The sequence below is a fragment of the Streptomyces sp. SudanB52_2052 genome, from assembly GCF_964272415.1.
GTDB lineage: Bacteria > Actinomycetota > Actinomycetes > Streptomycetales > Streptomycetaceae > Streptomyces > Streptomyces olindensis.
Map to the genome: position 1 here is coordinate 728309 of NZ_OZ186796.1, position 18217 is coordinate 746525.

Consider the following 18217-nt stretch of genomic DNA (forward strand, 5'->3'; position numbering starts at 1 on the left):
ACCTCCGCGTAACTCACCAGCTGCTCGGCGACATTGACGGGGTTCTGCCAGGAACCGATCTCCGCTGCCACGTCCAGCAGGTAGCCAGTGCCCGGATCATCCGGGAGCATCGAAATGTCGGGAGAACCGGGGCCTCTCCCAGTCGGGCCGGATCTCCCGGAGCTGCAACGGCGTGTCACGGCCGCTCTGCGCCGCCCTGGAGACCTCCCGCAGGGCTCTGATCCCGGCGGTGCGCTTGCCGTATCCAGGCGGTCCAGCGACAACGGCCAGTGGAGGTCCGTCCCCGTTGAGCCGGTCGATGGCCTTGTCTGCCGTCCGCACTCTCTCGTCACGCCAGTCAAGGTCCGCCCAGGCCAGGCGTACGACATCGAGTTCCGCCTTGGGGATGTCGGCCACGGGCAGCTGTGGCTTGCTCGTCATGGTGACCGGACCCGCCGCCATGATGATCTTCGAGTTCTGATTTCCGCTGGCGGTCATCCATGGCCGGGACACGGGCGGGGTGACGCGCAGTTCAGCGGACTCTTCCTCGTGGTTTGAGGGGTGTCTGCGGCAGCTCGGGGGCCGACAGCGGATCCCCGTCATACCCCTTCACCACCCCGAATCTCGACCCTTCCATCCAGTCCTGACGAGCCTGTACGATCTCCTCCTGCGACCGTCCGATCCAGTTCCAGAACATGATCAGCTCCTCTTCGAACGGCTCGCCTCCCAGGAGCATCAGGCCCGCGTCCGACTCCGCCCGCAGGGGCAGTTCGCCGCGGCCGCAGCCGAGGTAGAGCATCGAGCCGGGCAGGACCGGGACGCCGTCCACATGAGCCTCGCCGGACATGGACAGGACGGCGTACTCGAAGTCGGGTTCCAGGGGCAGGCGTACATCCGCGCCACGGCTCAGGGCGATGTCGGCGCCGACGAGGGGCGTGTACGCCGTGCCGGGCGACCTCGCGCCGTCGAGGTCGCCGAGGATCAGGGTCGCCTTGATGCCGGGCGCGGTGACGACCGGCAGGTCGGCGTGGTGTTCGAAGCGCGGGTCGGTGTGGCGGTGGCTGTCCGGCAGGGCGACCCACAGCTGCGCACCGTGCAGGAAACGCGCGTGCGAGCGGGGGCTCTCCTCGGAGTGGCTGATCGCCCGGCCGGAGGTCATCAGGCCCAGTTCGCGCGGACGGATCGTCTGGAGGCTGCCGGTGGAGTCGCGGTGCAGCACCTCGCCCTCGTGCAGCCAGCTCACCGTCTGCAGGCCCATGTGGGGGTGCGGCGGCACCTGCATGCCGGGTTCGTCGGCGATGTCGTCGGGGCCGTAGTGGTCGATGAAGCACCAGGCTCCGACCATCCGGCGGCCGAGGTTGGGCAGCAGTCGGCGGACCTCGCTGGACTCGCCCAGCTTGACGTGGCGGGGGCTGAGGAGTTCACGCACGGGCTCCGCCACCACGAAGCCACGGCCACCGCACAGGGAGGGAGCCGCCTCGCGCTCAAGATTGCTCATGGCGCCCAACCTAGTCCGGCGGCGGGTCCCGCGTCAGCGCGTCCGCCCGTCATCCGGGCCGCGGGCCGCGCCGCATGCGCCCTTGCGCTGCATGCCGTACAGGGAGGCCACCAGCGCGTACTGCGTGTGGGTGAGCCCCAGCGGCGCCACCGCGCGGTCGAACTGTTTTCCTCTGCGACGCGAGCGGAGACGCTCGCCGACGGATCGATCGAGCGGGAGCGGCTCGTCGACGGTGTCACCGGTGCGCTGAAGACCGACGCGGCCGAGGTGAGCGACGTGGTCGACGGGTTGATCGCCCTCGTCGGGTAGTGGAATATTGAACCAACGGGCTCGGTTGTCGGCCTCGAAGGAGGTCACCCGTGAACACGACCTACGACGAGACGTACTACGCCCACGGGACACCGGCGGAGCGCTGGGAGCGCGCGCGGCTGTTCTTCGACGCCAAGGACTACGCCGCCGCCGCGCGTGTCCTGGTCGGGCTGGTCGAGGAGGCGCCCGAGCAGACCGGGCCGCGCCTGCTGCTGGCGCGCTCCTACTACCACTCGGCGCAACTGCGGCGCGCCGAGGCCGAGTTGCGGACGATCGTCGAACAGGACCCGGTCGAGCACTACGCCCGGCTGATGCTCGGCCGCACGCTCCAGCGGCAGAACCGGCACGAGGAGGCGGAGTCGCACTTGCGGATCGCCTCGGCGCTGGCGGGTGACTTCGAGCAGCTCTGACCGCCATCGGAGCGAAGGTGCCCCGGCTCGCGGCGAGTCGGGGCACCTGTGTTTCGGGGTGCCAGTGTTTCGGGGCACCTGTGGTGCGGGGTACCCGCGTGTCGGCGGGTCCGCTACTGCGCGGGGGTCCCGGGCCCGTACGAGCGCCGTCCCCGCCGGTGGGCGATCTCGCCCAGCAGGATGTCGACCGCGAGGAACGCCGCCAGCGGGATGCCGAACAAGGGCAGGAAGTACCCGAGTACGGCGGTCACGGCCAGCAGCGGCACCAGGATCTGCGGCGGCACCTGCTGCCAGGCGCCGCGTGGAATCGGCCGGCCGAAGGCGGTGGCCCGGCCACGCTGCCACCACATGCGGTAGCCCCAGACGATCAGCAGGATCAGGCAGAGCGCGAGCAGCATCAGGGCGATCTGGTTGGCCAGGCCGAACAGGCTGCCGGTGTGCAGGTCGATGCCCCACCGGGTGAGCTTGGCGAGCACCGGGTAGTCGGCGAACCGCAGGACGTCCGTGACCTCGCCGCTGCCCGGGTCGATCGCGACGGAGTCCTGCTTCTCGGGCCAGCTGCGCTGGACCTGCTTGACGACGTACGCCGAGTTCGCGTCGGCGGGCGGCACGATCTCCACCGGATCGCCGAGGCCCTCGGCCCGCGCCGCCGCCAGGACCTTGTCCAGGCCCACGCCGTGCGCCGCGTCCCCCGCCTGCCCGGCGGCGGAGCCGTGACCGGCGTGTTCGCCGCCCGCCGCGGCCGACACCGACGGGGTGGCCTGGCCCAGCGAGGTCCGCAGCTCGTCGATGGAGGCCCCGGCGTGGGCCGACCAGGTCAGCCCGGTCGCCGAGAGGAAGAAGAACCCGGCCGCCGCCCACACGCCGACGCCGCCGTGCAGTCCGAGCGTGCGGCGCCGCCCCTTCGTCCCCCGCACCGCGCGCAGGGCACGGCGCCGGGAGAACCACAGCACCAGCCCTCCGGCCGTGATCACTGACAGCCAGCTGGCCGCCAACTCGCTGTACAGGCGCCCCGGTTCGCCGAGGTGGAGGTCCCGGTGGAACTCGTCGATCCAGGTGCGCAGGGGCAGCGCGCCGGTCGCGCCGTACTGTTCGAGGGTGCCCCGCACCTTCGCGGTGTACGGGTCGACGAAGACGGCGAGCGTGTGGTCCTCGTCGACGCCCGGGACACCGGACACCAGCACCCTGGTCGTCGCGTCGTCCTCGGGTGAGGGGCGTACGGCCGTGACCGTGCCCTCGGGGTGGGCCTCGCGGGCGGCGGCCACCTGCTCACCGATCGGCAGCTTCCGCTCGCCGACGGGGACGGTCAGTTCGCGGTCGTAGACGATCTTCTCGGCCTGGAAGGAGGCGGCGTACAGCAGGCCGGTGACGGCGGCGACGAGGAGGAACGGCGCCACCAGCACCCCTGCGTAGAAGTGCAGGCGGAGGACGAGGGGACGCAGCGGGGCCCAGCTGTTCTTCTGCGGTGCCGGGGTGGCTGGTGGCGGGGCCTCGTCCGTGGTGGTCGAGGGAGCGGTGGTCATCGGCGGGCTTCTCCGGGGGACGTCTTCGTGGCCGTTGCGGTGCAGTAGTCGGGGCGGAGGGGCATCCAGTTCCCGACGGGGGTGTGTGACCTGCGCCACGCGAGGGGGGAGGGGGCCGTGTCATCCTGACGCGATGGGAACTCCGAGCGATCGCGCACCCCTGTCCGAGCGGGTCGAGGAACTCCTCGCCGCCGACGGGCCGTTGACCATCGTCACGGCCGGGGACCCGGTGCTGCGGCGCGGCACCGAGCCGTACGACGGCCAGCTGGACCCCGCGCTGCTGGCCCGGTTCGTCGAGGCCCTGCGGGTCACCATGCGCGCGGCGCCGGGGGTCGGGCTGGCGGCGCCGCAGGTCGGTGTGGAGCTCAGGATCGCGGTGATCGAGGATCCGGCTCCGGTGCCGGAGGAGGTGCGGGTGGCGCGCGGGCGGGTGCCGCAGCCGTTCCGGGTGCTGATCAATCCGGCCTACGAGCCCGTCGGTGCCGCGCGGGCCGCGTTCTTCGAGGGCTGTCTGAGTGTGCCGGGGTGGCAGGCGGTGGTGGCGCGGCCCGCCGCGGTGCGGCTGACCGGGCAGGACGAGCACGGGCGCGCGCTGGACGAGGTGTTCACGGGGTGGCCCGCGCGGATCGTGCAGCACGAGACGGACCATCTGGACGGCGTGCTGTACCTGGACCGGGCCGAGTCGCGTTCGCTCTCGTCCCACCAGGCGGTGGCGGAGCGCTGGGCGCAGCCGACGCCGCAGGAGGCGGCACGGGCCCTCGGCTTTCCCCTGCCGTGAGGACGAGCCGTAGGGACGAGAAGAGACGAAAAAATCGGAGGCGTCCGGCGCGGTGCTTCCCTTACCGTGGCCGCATGTCTACGCCCCGAATTTCCTAGCCGAGGACCCGCTTTCACGCCACCCGTGTGTCCTCTTGCTTGTTCGGAGCGTTCTCTCATGATCACCGTTCGTGATGTCGACGTGCGCGTGGGCGCGCGTCTGCTGCTGTCCGGCGTCTCCTTCCATGTCTCCCCCGGCGACCGCGTCGGCCTGGTGGGGCGCAACGGCGCCGGGAAGACGACCCTGCTGCACATCCTGGCGGGAGTCCTGCAGCCCGCCGCCGGCACCGTCGTCCGCACCGGCGACGTGGGCCATCTCCCGCAGGACTCGCGCGCGGCCGACCAGTCGGTCACCGTCACCGACCGGATCCTGTCCGCGCGCGGCCTGGACCGGGCCGTACGGGCGCTGCGCCGCGCGGAGGCCGCGTTGGCCGACGGGACGGAGCGCTCGATGCGCGCCTATGTGCGCGCCGAGGCCGAGTTCCAGTCGCGCGGCGGATACGCGGCCGAGGCGGAGGCCGCCCGGGTCGCCGCCGGTCTCGGCCTGCCGACGGAGCTGACGGACCGGCCGCTCAGCGCGCTGTCCGGCGGGCAGCGCCGTCGCGTGGAGCTGTCCCGGATCCTGTTCGCCGGGCACGGCACCCTGCTGCTGGACGAGCCGACGAACCACCTCGACGCGGCCTCGATCGCCTGGCTGCGCGGGTTCCTGACGAACCATCAGGGCGGCTTGGTGATGATCAGCCACGACACGTCCCTGCTGGCCGCCACGGTGAACCGGGTCTTCCACCTCGACCCGGGGCGGGCGGCGCTCGACATCCACAACACCGGCTGGGACACGTACCTCGAACGGCGGGAGGCCGACGACCGGCGGCGGACCCGCGAGCGGGCCAACGCCGAGCGCAAGGCGGCCGCCCTGCACGCCCAGGCCGACAAGATGCGGGCCCGGGTGGCGACCGCGGTGGCCGCGCGGAACATGGCGCGCCGCGCGGACCGTATGCTCGCGGACCTCGAACCGGCCCGGCGCGCCGAGAAGACCGCCAGGATCCGGCTGCCCGAGCCTGCGCCCTGCGGCCGGATCCCGCTCGGCGCGGTGAGCCTGACCAGGTCGTACGGCGGGCGGCGGGTGCTGCGCGGCGTCGATCTCGCCGTCGACCGGGGCAGCCGGCTGGTGGTGCTCGGGCCGAACGGCGCCGGGAAGACGACCCTGTTGCGGATCCTCGCCGGCCAGGACGCACCCGACGGTGGCCGGGTGGTCCACGGGCACGGGCTGCGCCTCGGCTACTTCGCCCAGGAACACGACACCCTGGACCCGGAGTCGACGGTCCGCGGGCACCTGGCGGGTGCCGCCCCGCACCTCACCGACGGCGAGGTCCGCCGGGTCCTCGGCTCCTTCCTGTTCACCGGGGACGACGCCGGCAAGCGCGTCGGTGTCCTCTCCGGCGGTGAGAAGACGCGTCTGGCCCTGGCGGGTCTGGTGCACTCGGGCGCGAACGTCCTGCTCCTGGACGAGCCCACCAACAACCTGGACCCGGCCTCCCGCGCCGAGGTCCTGGCCGCGGTGGGCACCTATCCGGGCGCGATCGTCATGGTCACGCACGACGAGGGCGCCATCCGGGCGCTGCGCCCGGACCGCGTCCTGCTGCTGCCGGACGCGGACGAGGACCTGTGGGACGAGGAGTACCTGGAGCTGGTGTCCTCCTGACTCAGCTGTCCCGGTAGGACTCCAGCAGCCGCAGCCACACCTCGCTGATCGTCGGATAGGAGGGGACGGCGTGCCACAGGCGGCTGACCGGGACCTGCCCGGCGACGGCGATCGTCGCGGAGTGGATGAGCTCGCCGACACCGGGGCCGACGAGGGTCACGCCGCGCAGGATCTCGTCCTCGACGTCGACGACCATGCGGGCGCGGCCCTTGTAGCCGTCGGCGTACAGGCCGGCGCCCGCGACGGAGGACAGGTCGACGTCGACGGCCTTGACCCGGTGGCCTGCCTGCTCGGCCTCGGCGAGGGACAGGCCGACGGCCGCCGCCTCCGGGTCGGTGAAGACGACCTGGGGGACGGCGGCGTGGTCGGCGGTCGCCGCGTGGGCGCCCCACGGCTGGGCGAGGAGGGTCTCCCCGGTCGCCCGCGCGGCGATGGCGGCGCCCGCGATGCGGGCCTGGTACTTGCCCTGGTGGGTGAGCAGGGCGCGCTGGTTGACGTCGCCGACCGCGTAGAGCCAGTCGTGGCCGGTGACGCGGAGGCTGTCGTCGACGTCGAGCCAGGAGCCGGGTTCCAGGCCGATGGCCTCCAGGCCGATGTCGTCGGTGCGCGCGGCGCGGCCGGTGGCGAAGAGGATCTCGTCGGCCTCGACGCGGTCGCCCTTGTCGGTGACGGCGACGACGGTGCCGTTCTCGCGGGTCACCGACTCCACCGACGTGCCGGTCCGGACGTCCGCGCCCGCCTCGGTGAGGGCCTCGGCGACCAGTTCCCCGGCGAAGGGCTCCATCCGGGCGAGCAGGCCCTTGCCGCGGACGAGCAGGGTGACCTTCGAACCGAGGGCCTGCCAGACGGTGGCCATCTCGGTGGCGACCACGCCCCCGCCGACGACGATCAGCCGGCCGGGCACGGTCTTGGCGCTGGTGGCCTCCCGGCTGGTCCAGGGGCGGATCTCGTCCAGTCCGGGCAGCCCGGGCAGGGCGGCGCGGCTGCCGGTGCAGACGGCGACGGCGTGCCGGGCGGTCAGGACCGTCTCGCCTCCGTCGGGGCCGGTGACCGTCACCGTGCGGGGTCCGGTGAGCCGCCCGTGGCCGCGGTGGAGGTCGGCGCCGATGGAGTCGAGCCAGCCGACCTGGCCGTCGTCCTTCCAGTGGGAGGTGTAGTAGTCGCGGTGGGCGAGGACCGCGGCGGCGTCGAGGGGGCCCTGCACCGACTGGCTCAGGCCCGGCACGCGGCGGGCGTCCGCGCGGGCGATGACCGGCCGCAGCAGGGCCTTGCTGGGCATGCACGCCCAGTAGGAACACTCGCCGCCGACGAGCTCGTTCTCCACGACCGCGGTGGTCAGTCCGGCGGCGCGGGTGCGGTCGGCGACGTTCTCCCCCACGGGCCCGGCCCCGAGCACCACGACGTCGTACGTGTTGGTTTCCGTTTCCGTCATGGGGTCAGTCTGGTGGGTGGTGTGCGCACTGGCCACATGGGTAGGGGCGCGGAATACGTGTCCGGTCGGCCGTGTTGTGCCGACGGCTTGACCCCACACCAGGAAGAGGGATTTACGCCATGAGCAGCACCGTGGAGCTCACCAAGGAGAACTTCGACCAGACGGTCACGGACAACGAGTTCGTCCTGATCGACTTCTGGGCGTCCTGGTGCGGGCCGTGCAAGCAGTTCGCCCCGGTGTACGAGAAGGCGGCGGAGGAGAACCCGGACCTGGTGTTCGGCAAGGTGGACACCGAGGCGCAGCCTGAGCTGGCCGCGGCCTTCGGTATCCAGTCGATCCCGACGCTGATGATCGTCCGTGACCAGGTCGCCGTGTTCGCGCAGCCGGGCGCCCTGCCCGAGGCCGCGCTGACGGACGTCATCGGACAGGCCCGGAACCTGGACATGGACGAGGTCCGCAAGGCGATCGCCGAGCAGCAGTCCCAGCAGGCCCAGCAGCAGGGCCAGTGACGGAGCCGGGGGCGGGTGACACGCCCGCCCCCGAGGCGAGCCCCTAGTAGGGGTAGGGAGCGACGTCCCCGCGCACCGTCGTCCAGCGCAGTTCGGTGAAGGCCTCCAGGTTGGCCTCGCCGCCGAAGCGGGCGCCGGTGCCGGAGGCGGCGACTCCGCCGAAGGGCGCCACGGCCTCGTCGTTCACCGTCTGGTCGTTGATGTGGACGATGCCGGTCGGGATGCGCTCGGCGAGGTCGAGGCCCCGGGCCGTATCGCTGGTGACGATGCCCAGGGAGAGGCCGTACGGGCTCTGCGCGGCCAGCGCCGCCGCCTCGTCGGCGGTGGTGAAGGGCCGGACGGGCGCCACGGGGCCGAAGACCTCCTCGGCGTAGGCCGGGGTGTGGTCGCCGACGTCGGCGAGGACCGTCGGCCGGTAGAACAGCCGGTCATGGGTGCCGCCCGCGGCGAGCTTGGCGCCCGCGGCCCTGCTGGACTCGACCAGGCCGCTGATCTTGGCGAGCTGGCCGGAGTCGATGATGGGGCCCAGGTGGACCTGGTCGCGGTACGGGTCGCCGACGGCGAGCGAGTCGGCCTTCGCGGCCAGCCGTGCGACGTACTCGTCGTAGAGGGACGCGTGCACCAGGTGGCGTCCGGTCGTCATGCAGATCTGGCCCTGGTGGAAGAACGAGCCCCAGGCGGCGGTGGAGATCACCGCGTCGAGGTCGGCGTCCTCCAGCACGATCATGGCCGAGTTGCCGCCCAGCTCCAGGTGCGCCCGCTTGAGGTGACGGCCGGCCGCCTCTCCGACCGCCCGTCCGGCGGCGGTGGAGCCGGTGAAGGAGATGACCGGCACGCGCGGGTCGGCGACCAGGGCCTGACCGGCGTCCGGGCCGCCGGGGAGGACGTGCAGCAGGTCCTGCGGCAGGCCGGCGGCGGCGAAGACCGCGGCGAGGGACAGCCCTCCGCAGACGGCCGTGCGCGGGTCCGGCTTGAGCAGCACCGCGTTGCCCAGCGCCAGGGCGGGCGCGACGGAGCGGATGGACAGGATCAGCGGGGCGTTGAACGGGGAGATCACACCCACCACGCCGACCGGGACGCGGCGCGTGTACGACAGGCGCGGGGCCTCGCTGGGCAGGACCTGGCCGGCCGGGCGGGAGGCGAGCGCGGCGGCCTCGTAGCACTCCTGGGCGGCGACGTGCAGCTCGAAGTCGGCCTTGCCGGGGACCGAGCCGGATTCGCGGACGAGCCACGCGCGCAGTTCGTCGGCGTGCTCGGTGAACAGGTCGCCCGCCTTGCGGAGCACGGCGGCGCGGGCGAAGTGCGGGGCGCGGGCCCAGGCGCGCTGGGCGGCCGCGGCCCGCCCGGCGGCGGCCCCCACGTCCTCGGGGGTGGCGAGGGTGAGGGCGGCGAGGGCTTGGCCGGTGGCGGGCTCGGTGACGCTGTACCCGGGGCCCGCGAGGGGGTGGGGCTGCCAGGTCCTGGTGTCGAGCAACGGCATGACGGCTCTCCGATCGATCGGTCACCGGCTGACGGGTGGGCGGAAGTCCCGTGCGTGCGCGGCCGGTTCGGCGGTCACATGGCGGGACGCGCGGAGCGGGCGCGGCCGTGCGTGCCGCGGCCCGCCTGCGAAGGCGCCCCCATTTTGTTGAGCATGCAACATCCTAGCCGTGTGGCGCGAGGGGCGGGGCGAACCGTCCCCCGCTTGTCGACCGTACGCACGGGAGCGGTCCGCCCGCACGTCAGCTCGACTCGCGGTGCACCACTGTCGCGCCCAGCACCTTGTGCGTCTCGGGTGCGGTGCCGGGCTTGCGCACCGCGCGGTCGACGAGTTCGGCCAGCTCCCGCCCCGAGGGCAGTTCCAGGCGGACCGTGGTCAGCCGGGGCCGCAGCAGCCGGCCGAGCATCAGGTCGTCCGCGCCGATCACGGCCGTCTCCTCGGGGATGCGGACGCCCTCGTCCTGCAGGGCCCGCATCAGCAGCATCGCGTACTCGTCGTTGTAGGTGAACACGGCGTCCAGGCCGAGGGTCCGCCAGCGGGCGGCGAGGGAGGCCGCGGCCTCCTCCTCGTTGGCCAGGGGCAGTTCGGTCACGGTGGCGTCCGTGCCCCGCAGGGCCTGGCGCACACCGTCGAGGCGGGGCGCGGAGAACGCCTCCAGGCCGGGCTCCTGGGGGATGACGACGCCGATCCGGCGTCGGCCGCGGTCGTAGAGGTGGGAGCCCGCGCTGTGGCCGACGACGTCGTGGTCCATGAGCAGGGCGTGCGCGCCCTCGATGGTCTCGGGGCCGAGGGTGACGACGGCCCGGGCACCAGAGCGTTTGAGCACCGCCACCCCGCGCGGACCGAGTCCGGAGCCGGGCACGAGCACGGCGACGGGCCGCAACTCGGCCCAGGCGCGGGCGGCTTGGTCGCCGTGCGGGCCGCCGGTGCCGTACTGCACGACCGTGTAGTCCAGGATGCCGAGCGCGCCCTGGAGGTCGGCGAGGAACCGGCTGTAGAGCGGGCCGACGGGGAAGGTGGGCGCCGGGATCAGGACCATCCGGCTGTGCCCGGCGCGCAGGCTGCGGGCCGCCGCGTGCGGCACGTAGCCGAGTTCCTTGGCGGCCTCGTGGACCCGGCGGCGGGTGGGTTCGCTGATCCGTACGGCGCTGGTGTTGTTCAGGACGTAGGAGACGGTCGCGCGCGAGACGCCGGCCAGGCGGGCCACATCGGCGCTCGTGGGGACGGAGCGCGACGGCGCGGGGGACGGGAGCGCGGGCGTTTTCGGTATCTGCACCATGACAGACGGCATCTTGGCAGAAGCCCCAATGCGCCCTTCCGGCGGGGGAGTTGTGACGAACCCGTGAGCGTTCACGACGACCGGCGGGCGCGCTCAGCAGGCCGGACGCGCCCCCGTCACCCGGTCGACCAGGTCGATCCAGGCGACCTCCAGGCGGGACAGGGGGATCCCGCACTGCCTGGTCAGGTGGTGGACCAGGGCCGGATCGAGCTGTCCCATCAGGGTGTGGGCGAGGAGTTCGCAGTCCGCGCCGGGGACCGCCTGCCGCAGGAGCATCTCGACGTGGTGCCGCAGCACGCGGCGGGCCGGGTTGACGAAGCGGCGGTTGGCGCTCGGCTCGGCCGCCAGCTGCAGCTCCAGTTCGTCGGACGACCGGCGCAGCAGCGCGCAGCCGAACGCCCGCAGCCGCTCCACGGGCGGCGCTCCGGGGCCGAGCGGCGGCGGGCCGCCGAGGAACGCGGCCTGGAACTTCTTCTCGGAGTGGTCGAGCAGCGCCGTCAGCAGGCCGGTGCGGTCGCCGAAACGGCGGAAGACGGTGCCCTTGCCGACGCGGGCCGCGGCGGCCACCGCCTCCATCGTGACGGCCTCCGCGCCGCGCTCCGCCACCAGCCGCGCCGCGGCCTCCAGCAGCCGGGCCCGGTTGCGCGCGGCATCGGCGCGCAGGCAGGGCTCGTCGGCCTCCAGGGCGGTGCCGAGCTGGAGCAGCTCCGGGTGGTCGACGGGCTCCTGGGGCGTCGGGATGGGCGGCGGGGCGGCGGACATGAAGCCAGCGTAAAGCATCGGGAACAAAACTGGACCGTGGTCCGGTTAGGATGCTAGAACATTAAACGGACCCCGGTCCGGATCGTGACGGCAGTGTTTCACTGCGGTCTTTTCACATACGTGGGAGTCAGCATGTCTGTTCGTATCCTCGCCCTCGTCGGCAGCCTTCGCGCCGGTTCGCACAACCGCCAGCTCGCCGAGGCGGCCGTCAAGCTCGCCCCCGAGGGTGCAGAGGTGGACCTGTTCGAGGGCCTGGCCGAGATCCCGTTCTACAACGAGGACATCGACGTGGAGGGCAGTGTCCCGGCCGCCGCCGCGCGCTTGCGCGAGGCCGCGAACACCGCGGACGGCCTGATCCTGTTCACGCCGGAGTACAACGGCACCATTCCGGCCGTCCTGAAGAACGCCATCGACTGGCTGTCCCGCCCGTACGGCGCCGGTGCCCTCACGGGCAAGCCGGTCGCGGTGGTCGGCACGGCGTTCGGTCAGTACGGCGGTGTCTGGGCGCACGACGAGACCCGCAAGTCCGTGGGTGTGGCCGGCGGCAAGGTGCTGGAGGACGTCAAGCTGTCCATCCCCGGCTCGGTCACCCGCTTCGCCGAGACGCACCCGGCCGACGACGCCGAGGTCGCCGCGCAGCTGACCGAGGTCATCGCCCGCCTGCACGGCGACGTCACGGAGCCGGCCGCGGCCTGACCCGCATCCGCCCGCCGGCACGGAGGGACCGCAGCCGTCACGGCTCCGGTCCCTCCGGCATGTCGCCGCCCGGACGCGCGGTGGACCCTCGGACCGGCGTGGGCCCTCAGACAGGCTGGGGAGCAGCGTCCCGCCCGGCACGGTGGATCGGTGCGTCCGAGCCGGTCAGGGGCGTCCCCGTGCCGCCGTACCGGGCCGCGATGATCTCCGCCGCGATGGAGACGGCGGTCTCCTCGGGCGTACGGGCGCCCAGGTCGAGGCCGATCGGCGACCTCAGCCGGGCCAGCTCCCGCTCGCTCACCCCGGCCTCCCGCAGCCGCCGCTCGCGGTCCTCATGGGTGCGGCGGGAGCCCATGGCGCCGACGTACGCGACCGGCAGCCGCAGTGCCTCCGTCAGCAGCGGCACGTCGAACTTCGCGTCGTGCGTGAGCACGCACAGCACCGTGCGCGCGTCGGTCTCGGTGCTCCGCAGATAGCGGTCGGGCCAGTCCACGACGATCTCGTCGGCCTCCGGGAAGCGGGCCCGGGTGGCGAAGACGAGGCGGGCGTCGCACACGGTGACGTGGTGGCCGAGGAACTTGCCCGCCCGCACGAGAGCCGCCGCGAAGTCGATCGCGCCGAACACGATCATGCGGGGCGGGGGCACGGCCGACTCGACGAGCAGGGTGAGTCCGCCCGGGCAGTGCGAGCCGTCCTCGGAGAGCTCGACCGTGCCGGTGCGGCCGCTGTCCAGCAGGGCACGGGCCTCGGCGACGGCCGTGCGGTCCAGATCCGGGCCGCCGCCCAGACCGCCCTCGTGCGAGCCCGTCCCGGTCTCCGGCCGGGAAGACCCCCGTCCCGCCTCGCCCGGGCGGACGAGCAGCGCCCGGCCGAGGAGGCGGGCAGGGCCCCGGACGACCCGGGCCAGCGCCACCGGCTCACCGCGGGCGGCGGCGGACAGCGCGGCCCCCTCGACCGAACGCCCCGCGCTGTACGGGGTGACCATGACGTCAATGGTTCCGCCGCAGGTCAGCCCGACCGCGAACGCGTCCTCGTCGCTGTAGCCGAACCGCTCGACGAGCGTCTCGCCGTCCTGGAGCGCCTGGACGCACAGCTCGTACACCGCTCCTTCGACGCACCCTCCGGACACGGAGCCGATGGCCGTGCCGTCGGCGGACACCGCCAGCGCGGCACCGGGAGGGCGCGGGGCGCTGCCGCCGACGGCGACGACCGTGGCGACCGCGAAGTCCCGGCCCTCCTCGATCCACTCGCGCAGCGGCCCGGCGAGATCAAGCACGGCCGCCCGCCAGCAGCACGCGGTCGGGCCGGATCGGCAGGTTCCGGTGGCGTACGCCGGTCGCGTGCCACACGGCGTTGGCGATCGCCGCCGCGGCCCCCACGATGCCGACCTCGCCGATGCCCTTGATGCCGACCGGGTCGTCCGGGTCGGGGTCGTCGACCCAGTCGGCCTCGATGTGCGGGACGTCGGCGTGCGCGGCGACGTGGTAGCCCGCGAGGTCGGCGCCGTAGACGCCGCCGCTCGCCCGGTCCCGGACGGCTTCCTCGTGCAGGGCCATGGACAGGCCCCACACCATGCCGCCGACGAGCTGGTTGCGGGCGGTCAGGGGGTTGACGATCCGGCCGGCCGCGAAGACGCCCAGCATGCGGCGCACGCGGACCTCGCCGGTGGTGGGGTCGACGGCGACCTCGGCGAACTGCGCACCGTAGGAGTGCCGTTCCTTCTGGGCGAGGGCGCCGACGGCCTCGGCCGTGTTCGACCGTACGGTGACGCCCTCCGGCGGGATGTCGGCGCCCGGCACCAGGCTCCCGCGCAGTTCCTCGGCGGCGGTCCGGACGGCCCAGCTCCAGGAACGGGTGCCCGTCGAGCCGCCGGCGATCATCGCGGGGCCGAGGTCGCTGTCCCCGATCCGCACCCGCACCCGGTCCGCCGGGACGTCCAGGGCGTCGGCGGCGACCAGGGTGAGCGCGGTCCGGGCGCCGGTGCCGATGTCGGCGGCGTTGATCCCGACCGTGAAGGTGCCGTCCGCCTCCGCGGTCACGGCGGCCGTGGACGGCATGGCCATCACGGGGAAGGAGGCGGCCGCGGTGCCCGTGCCGAGCAGCCACCGCCCCTCCCGGCGTACGCCCGGCCGCGGGTCCCGCTCCGCCCAGCCGAACCTGCGGGCGCCTTCCCGGAAGCAGGCGATCAGGTTGCGGCTGCCGAACGGCAGCCCGGACACGGGACCCACCTCGGGCTCGTTGCGCAGCCGCAGCTCGATCGGGTCGACACCGCACCGCTCCGCCAGCTCGTCGAGCGCCGACTCCAGCGCGAACGAGCCGGGGGCCTCGCCCGGGGCACGCATCCACGTCGGGGTGGGCACGTCGAGCCGCACGACCCGGCTGGCCGTGTGGTGGGCGTCGGCGGCGTACATCGCCCGGCCGGCCGCGGCGCTCGGCTCGACGAAGTCGTGCACGGCCGAGGTCTGGCTCAGGGACCGGTGCTCCAGCGCGCGCAGCCGCCCGTCCGCGTCGGCGCCGAGCCGGACCCGCTGGGCGGTGGGGCTGCGGTACCCGGCGAGCGAGAACATCTGCCTGCGGGTCATGACGACCCTGACCGGGCGCTGCAGGAGGGTCGCGGCCATCACGGCGGCCACCTGGTGCGCCCGCACGCCCTTGCTGCCGAAGCCGCCGCCGACGTGCTCGGAGCGCACGCGCACGGAGGCCGGGTCGAGGGAGAAGAGGTTCGCGAGCTCCCCGGCGACCCAGCTGGTGCCCTGGTTGGAGTCGACGACCTCCAGCCGGCCGCCCTCCCAGCGGGCCGTAGCCGCGTGCGGCTCCATCGGGTTGTGGTACTCCTCCGGCGTGGTGTACTCGGCGTCCACCACGACCGCCGACTCCGCGAGCCGGTCCGCCAGGTCCCCCTTCTCGACCACGGCCGGCGCGTGCCCGTCGAGCGCGTGCGCCTCGGACTCGCGCCCGGCGGAGAACGCGATGTCGTGCGGCTCCCGGTCGTAGTGCACGACGAGGGTCTCGGCGGCCTCCCGGGCCTGCTCGGACGTCTCGGCGACGACCAGCGCCACCGGCCAGCCCAGGTGGGGCACCCGGTCGTGCTGGAAGAGGGCGACGGTCGGGTCCGGCGGGACACCCAGCAGGCCGATGTAGTCGCTGTCGACGCGCGGGGCGTTGTGGTGGTGCAGCACGGTGAGGACGCCCGGCATCTCGAGGACGGCCTCGGCGTCGACGGCCCGGACGCGGCCCCGGGCGACGGTGGACAGCACCAGCCAGCCGTGGGCGAGTTCGGCGAAGGGGATCTCGGCGGCGTAGCGGGCGGCTCCGGTGACCTTGTCCAGGCCCTCGACGCGGGTGTGCGCGGTGCCGACGGCTCCCCTGGTGGCGGTGGTCATCGGGTGGCCTCCTCGGCGAGTTCGCTGAGCGCGGCGACGACGAGGTTGCGCATCAGGGTCACCTTGTATCCGTTGTGGGGCAGCGGTTTCGCCCGGGCCAGTTCGGCGTCCGCGGCGGCCGCGAAGGTCTCGGCGTCGGCCGGGGCGCCGGTCAGGACGCGTTCGGCCGCCCGGGCCCGCCAGGGCCGGGAGGCGACCGCCCCGAAGGCCAGGCGCACCTCGCGCACGCGGCCGTCGTGGACGTCGAGCGCGGCGGCGATCGAGCCGATGGCGAAGGCGTACGAGGCCCGCTCGCGGACCTTGCGGTAGCGGGAGACGGCGGCCACCGGGGCGGGCGGCAGGGTGACGCCGGTGATCAGCGCACCCGGCGGCAGGACGGTCTCCAGGTGTGGGGTCTCCCCCACCGGCAGGTAGAAGTCGGCGAGCGGCACCTCGCCCGGGCCGTCCGCCGTCTCGTACGCCACGACCGCGTCGAAGGCGGCCAGCGCCACGCCCATGTCGGAGGGGTGGGTCGCCACGCAGTGGTCGGAGGCGCCGAGGACGGCGTGGTTGTGGTGCTCGCCCTCGACGGCGGGGCAACCGCTGCCCGGGACGCGCTTGTTGCAGGGCGAGGTGACGTCCGCGAAGTAGCCGCAGCGGGTGCGCTGGAGCAGGTTGCCGCCGACGGTGGCCATGTTGCGCAGCTGCCCGGAGGCGCCGGCCAGCACGGCCTGCGCCAGTGCCGGGTAGCGGCGGCGCACCTCGGGGTGGGCGGCCAGGTCGCTGTTGGTGACGGTGGCGCCGATGCGCAGACCGCCGTCCGGGGTGGACTCGACACGGTTCAGGGGCAGTTCGCGCACGTCGACGAGGAGGGCGGGCCGCTCGACGCCGGTCTTCATCAGGTCGACCAGGTTGGTGCCGCCGCCCAGGAAGCGCGCGTCCGGGTCGCCGTCGAGCAGTGCGACGGCGCCGGAGACGTCGTACGCCCGCTGGTAGCCGAACTCCCTCATGCCGCGGCCTCCTTGGCCTCGGCGGCCCGGGCCACGGCCTGGACGATCGAGACGTAGGCGCCGCAGCGGCACAGGTTGCCGCTCATCCGCTCGCGTATCTCCTCGGGGGTCAGCGGGGGTGGCCCGGCCTCGGGCCGTACGTCACCGGTGGCGGCGCTCGGCCACCCGGCCGCGTGCTCCTCGAGCACGGCGATGGCCGAACAGATCTGGCCCGGCGTGCAGTAACCGCACTGGTAACCGTCCAGGTCGAGGAACGCCTGCTGCACCGGGTGGAGTTCTCCGCCCTCGGCCACGCCCTCGATGGTGGTGATCTCGCGGCCTTCGGCCGCCACCGCCAGTTGCAGGCACGACACGCTCCGGCGGCCGTCGACCAGGACCGTGCACGCGCCGCACTGCCCCTGGTCACAGCCTTTCTTGGTGCCGGTCATGTCCAGTCGCTCGCGCAGGGCGTCGAGCAGGGTGGTGCGGTGGTCGACGGTCAGCGTGTACTTCTCGCCGTTGACGGACAGGGTGAGGTCGCTGGACGTCGATGGGGGCATGGAAGCCTTCTCTCTCACATCGCAAGGTCGGGAGGCGGGACGTGCCGCTGGCGGGGCCGGTCCGCAACCGGGCAGGATGCGGGGCGGGCCGGGCACGGCCCGCGAGGGCTGTCCGCGTGGACGGCATGCCGATACGATGGAACAATCGGACAGTTGTCCGCTTACCCGGAAAACGTAATGGACGATTGTCCGCTTAACAAGAGCCGAGTTTCGGCCACGACCGCGAGGAGGGCGCGTGCCGCAGAAGAAGGACGCTCCCCTGCGCTCGGACGCGCAGCGCAACCGCGAGCGCATCCTGGAGGTGGCCGTGGTCGAACTGACGCATGCGGCGGACGCTCCGCTGAGCGCGATCGCCAAGAAGGCGGGCGTCGGGCAGGGCACGTTCTACCGCCACTTCCCCAGCCGTGAGGCACTCGTGATGGAGATCTACCGTCATGAGATGCGGCAGGTCGCCGAATCGGCGGCACCCCTGCTGGAGAGCCGGGAACCCGACCGGGCGCTGCGCGAATGGATGGACCGCCTGGCCCGGTTCGCCATGACCAAGGCCGGCCTCGCCGACGCGATCCGCCAGGCCACCAGCGCGCCCGGGAAGCCGGAGAAACCGGCACACGCCCCGGTGACCGAGGCGGCCGAACTCCTGCTCCGCGCCGCCGAGCGGGCCGGCACCATCCGCCCGGGGATCACCGCGGAGGACCTCTTCCTCGCCATCGGCGGCCTCTGGACGATCGACCCGCGCGGCGACTGGCAGCCACGCGCCACCCGACTGCTGGACCTGGTCATGGACGCCCTGCGCGTGGGGGCACCGGGGAGGTGAACGCCGGTCCGCGCGCCGGGCGTCCCGCGCGGACGGTGACGGGCGTCCAGCGCGGACGGTGAACCGGCGCCCCGGGCGCGGAGCGCCCCGCGCGGTG

General features: G+C 73.6%; 17 protein-coding genes and 1 pseudogene. 6 read left to right on the forward strand and 12 right to left on the reverse strand.

Going from position 1 to position 18217, the window contains the following annotated elements:
* Window positions 1–96: 96 nt before the first annotated feature.
* The 3 genes and pseudogenes from ACSUPV_RS03350 to ACSUPV_RS03360 all read right to left on the reverse strand — a co-directional run.
* Complete coding sequence (locus ACSUPV_RS03350; protein WP_436946876.1) at window positions 97–477, reverse strand: hypothetical protein; 381 nt, start codon at window positions 475–477, stop codon at window positions 97–99.
* Between the two features lie 34 nt (window positions 478–511).
* Window positions 512–1477, reverse strand: coding sequence for a pirin family protein (locus ACSUPV_RS03355; RefSeq protein ID WP_031115550.1), 966 nt, complete (start codon window positions 1475–1477; stop codon window positions 512–514).
* A gap of 78 nt (window positions 1478–1555) precedes the next feature.
* A pseudogene (locus ACSUPV_RS03360) lies at window positions 1556–1636 on the reverse strand (MarR family transcriptional regulator); the annotation flags it as partial.
* Window positions 1637–1836: 200 nt separating this feature from the next.
* Here ACSUPV_RS03360 and ACSUPV_RS03365 point away from each other — a divergent pair.
* A complete protein-coding gene (locus ACSUPV_RS03365) occupies window positions 1837–2196 on the forward strand; it encodes a tetratricopeptide repeat protein (protein ID WP_031115552.1) in 360 nt (119 codons plus the stop codon).
* A gap of 113 nt (window positions 2197–2309) precedes the next feature.
* Here ACSUPV_RS03365 and ACSUPV_RS03370 read toward each other — a convergent pair whose 3' ends face one another.
* The gene (locus ACSUPV_RS03370; protein WP_436946877.1) at window positions 2310–3719 is read right to left on the reverse strand and encodes a PepSY-associated TM helix domain-containing protein; all 1410 of its coding nucleotides are present in this window, start codon (window positions 3717–3719) and stop codon (window positions 2310–2312) included.
* 133 nt (window positions 3720–3852) lie between these two features.
* On the opposite strand from ACSUPV_RS03370, the gene ACSUPV_RS03375 reads away from it, so the two are divergent.
* Both ACSUPV_RS03375 and ACSUPV_RS03380 read left to right on the forward strand, forming a co-directional pair.
* Window positions 3853–4497 (forward strand): peptide deformylase, encoded by a 645-nt coding sequence (locus ACSUPV_RS03375; protein WP_031115554.1) that lies wholly within the window; start codon window positions 3853–3855, stop codon window positions 4495–4497.
* A 156-nt stretch (window positions 4498–4653) separates the two neighbouring features.
* The gene (locus ACSUPV_RS03380; RefSeq protein WP_436946878.1) at window positions 4654–6237 is read left to right on the forward strand and encodes an ABC-F family ATP-binding cassette domain-containing protein; all 1584 of its coding nucleotides are present in this window, start codon (window positions 4654–4656) and stop codon (window positions 6235–6237) included.
* A 1-nt stretch (window position 6238) separates the two neighbouring features.
* On the opposite strand, the gene ACSUPV_RS03385 is transcribed toward ACSUPV_RS03380, so the two are convergent.
* A complete protein-coding gene (locus tag ACSUPV_RS03385; protein ID WP_436946879.1) occupies window positions 6239–7669 on the reverse strand; it encodes a dihydrolipoyl dehydrogenase family protein in 1431 nt (476 codons plus the stop codon).
* Window positions 7670–7788: 119 nt separating this feature from the next.
* Here ACSUPV_RS03385 and trxA point away from each other — a divergent pair, with 119 nt between their 5' ends.
* On the forward strand, window positions 7789–8178 hold the full coding sequence (trxA, locus tag ACSUPV_RS03390) for a thioredoxin (RefSeq protein ID WP_031115558.1): 390 nt from the start codon (window positions 7789–7791) through the stop codon (window positions 8176–8178).
* 43 nt (window positions 8179–8221) lie between these two features.
* On the opposite strand, the gene ACSUPV_RS03395 is transcribed toward trxA, so the two are convergent.
* From ACSUPV_RS03395 to ACSUPV_RS03405, 3 genes are all read right to left on the reverse strand, one after another.
* Entirely contained in the window at window positions 8222–9658 is a 1437-nt protein-coding gene (locus ACSUPV_RS03395; protein WP_037764487.1) for an aldehyde dehydrogenase family protein, read from the reverse strand.
* A 241-nt stretch (window positions 9659–9899) separates the two neighbouring features.
* Window positions 9900–10949: a LacI family DNA-binding transcriptional regulator gene (locus ACSUPV_RS03400; protein ID WP_436946880.1), complete on the reverse strand. Its 1050-nt coding sequence runs from the start codon at window positions 10947–10949 to the stop codon at window positions 9900–9902.
* Window positions 10950–11030: 81 nt separating this feature from the next.
* On the reverse strand, window positions 11031–11699 hold the full coding sequence (locus tag ACSUPV_RS03405) for a TetR/AcrR family transcriptional regulator (RefSeq protein ID WP_037764488.1): 669 nt from the start codon (window positions 11697–11699) through the stop codon (window positions 11031–11033).
* A 132-nt stretch (window positions 11700–11831) separates the two neighbouring features.
* Between ACSUPV_RS03405 and ACSUPV_RS03410 the strand changes: the two genes are divergently transcribed.
* Complete coding sequence (locus ACSUPV_RS03410; RefSeq protein ID WP_031115564.1) at window positions 11832–12395, forward strand: NAD(P)H-dependent oxidoreductase; 564 nt, start codon at window positions 11832–11834, stop codon at window positions 12393–12395.
* A 106-nt stretch (window positions 12396–12501) separates the two neighbouring features.
* Here the strand turns inward: ACSUPV_RS03410 and ACSUPV_RS03415 are convergent, their stop codons facing one another.
* From ACSUPV_RS03415 to ACSUPV_RS03430, 4 genes are read right to left on the reverse strand one after another with little or no spacing between them, the layout of a single operon-like run.
* Complete coding sequence (locus ACSUPV_RS03415; protein ID WP_436946881.1) at window positions 12502–13671, reverse strand: XdhC family protein; 1170 nt, start codon at window positions 13669–13671, stop codon at window positions 12502–12504.
* Window positions 13664–15778, reverse strand: a complete 2115-nt coding sequence (locus ACSUPV_RS03420) for a xanthine dehydrogenase family protein molybdopterin-binding subunit (RefSeq protein WP_382609081.1) — start codon at window positions 15776–15778, stop codon at window positions 13664–13666. The genes ACSUPV_RS03415 and ACSUPV_RS03420 overlap by 8 nt, the downstream gene beginning before the upstream one ends.
* Window positions 15775–16767 carry an FAD binding domain-containing protein gene (locus tag ACSUPV_RS03425; RefSeq protein ID WP_436946882.1) on the reverse strand — a complete coding sequence of 331 codons (993 nt, stop codon included), beginning with the start codon at window positions 16765–16767 and terminating at the stop codon, window positions 15775–15777. Before ACSUPV_RS03425 ends, ACSUPV_RS03420 begins: the two co-directional genes overlap by 4 nt.
* Window positions 16764–17306, reverse strand: a complete 543-nt coding sequence (locus tag ACSUPV_RS03430) for a 2Fe-2S iron-sulfur cluster-binding protein (RefSeq protein ID WP_037764493.1) — start codon at window positions 17304–17306, stop codon at window positions 16764–16766. The genes ACSUPV_RS03425 and ACSUPV_RS03430 overlap by 4 nt, the downstream gene beginning before the upstream one ends.
* 235 nt (window positions 17307–17541) lie before the next feature.
* Here ACSUPV_RS03430 and ACSUPV_RS03435 point away from each other — a divergent pair, with 235 nt between their 5' ends.
* Window positions 17542–18120 (forward strand): TetR/AcrR family transcriptional regulator, encoded by a 579-nt coding sequence (locus ACSUPV_RS03435; RefSeq protein WP_037764502.1) that lies wholly within the window; start codon window positions 17542–17544, stop codon window positions 18118–18120.
* Window positions 18121–18217: the final 97 nt, after the last annotated feature.

Excerpts from the sequence above, each read along its gene's own strand:
- ACSUPV_RS03350 (WP_436946876.1), bottom strand. The coding sequence starts at position 477 with ATGACCGCCAGCGGAAATCAGAACTCGAAGATCATCATGGCGGCGGGT.
- ACSUPV_RS03355 (WP_031115550.1), bottom strand. The coding sequence starts at position 1,477 with ATGAGCAATCTTGAGCGCGAGGCGGCTCCCTCCCTGTGCGGTGGCCGT.
- ACSUPV_RS03370 (WP_436946877.1), bottom strand. The coding sequence starts at position 3,719 with ATGACCACCGCTCCCTCGACCACCACGGACGAGGCCCCGCCACCAGCC.
- ACSUPV_RS03375 (WP_031115554.1), top strand. The coding sequence starts at position 3,853 with ATGGGAACTCCGAGCGATCGCGCACCCCTGTCCGAGCGGGTCGAGGAA.
- ACSUPV_RS03380 (WP_436946878.1), top strand. The coding sequence starts at position 4,654 with ATGATCACCGTTCGTGATGTCGACGTGCGCGTGGGCGCGCGTCTGCTG.
- ACSUPV_RS03385 (WP_436946879.1), bottom strand. The coding sequence starts at position 7,669 with ATGACGGAAACGGAAACCAACACGTACGACGTCGTGGTGCTCGGGGCC.
- trxA (WP_031115558.1), top strand. The coding sequence starts at position 7,789 with ATGAGCAGCACCGTGGAGCTCACCAAGGAGAACTTCGACCAGACGGTC.
- ACSUPV_RS03395 (WP_037764487.1), bottom strand. The coding sequence starts at position 9,658 with ATGCCGTTGCTCGACACCAGGACCTGGCAGCCCCACCCCCTCGCGGGC.
- ACSUPV_RS03400 (WP_436946880.1), bottom strand. The coding sequence starts at position 10,949 with ATGCCGTCTGTCATGGTGCAGATACCGAAAACGCCCGCGCTCCCGTCC.
- ACSUPV_RS03405 (WP_037764488.1), bottom strand. The coding sequence starts at position 11,699 with ATGTCCGCCGCCCCGCCGCCCATCCCGACGCCCCAGGAGCCCGTCGAC.
- ACSUPV_RS03410 (WP_031115564.1), top strand. The coding sequence starts at position 11,832 with ATGTCTGTTCGTATCCTCGCCCTCGTCGGCAGCCTTCGCGCCGGTTCG.
- ACSUPV_RS03420 (WP_382609081.1), bottom strand. The coding sequence starts at position 15,778 with ATGACCACCGCCACCAGGGGAGCCGTCGGCACCGCGCACACCCGCGTC.
- ACSUPV_RS03425 (WP_436946882.1), bottom strand. The coding sequence starts at position 16,767 with ATGAGGGAGTTCGGCTACCAGCGGGCGTACGACGTCTCCGGCGCCGTC.
- ACSUPV_RS03430 (WP_037764493.1), bottom strand. The coding sequence starts at position 17,306 with ATGCCCCCATCGACGTCCAGCGACCTCACCCTGTCCGTCAACGGCGAG.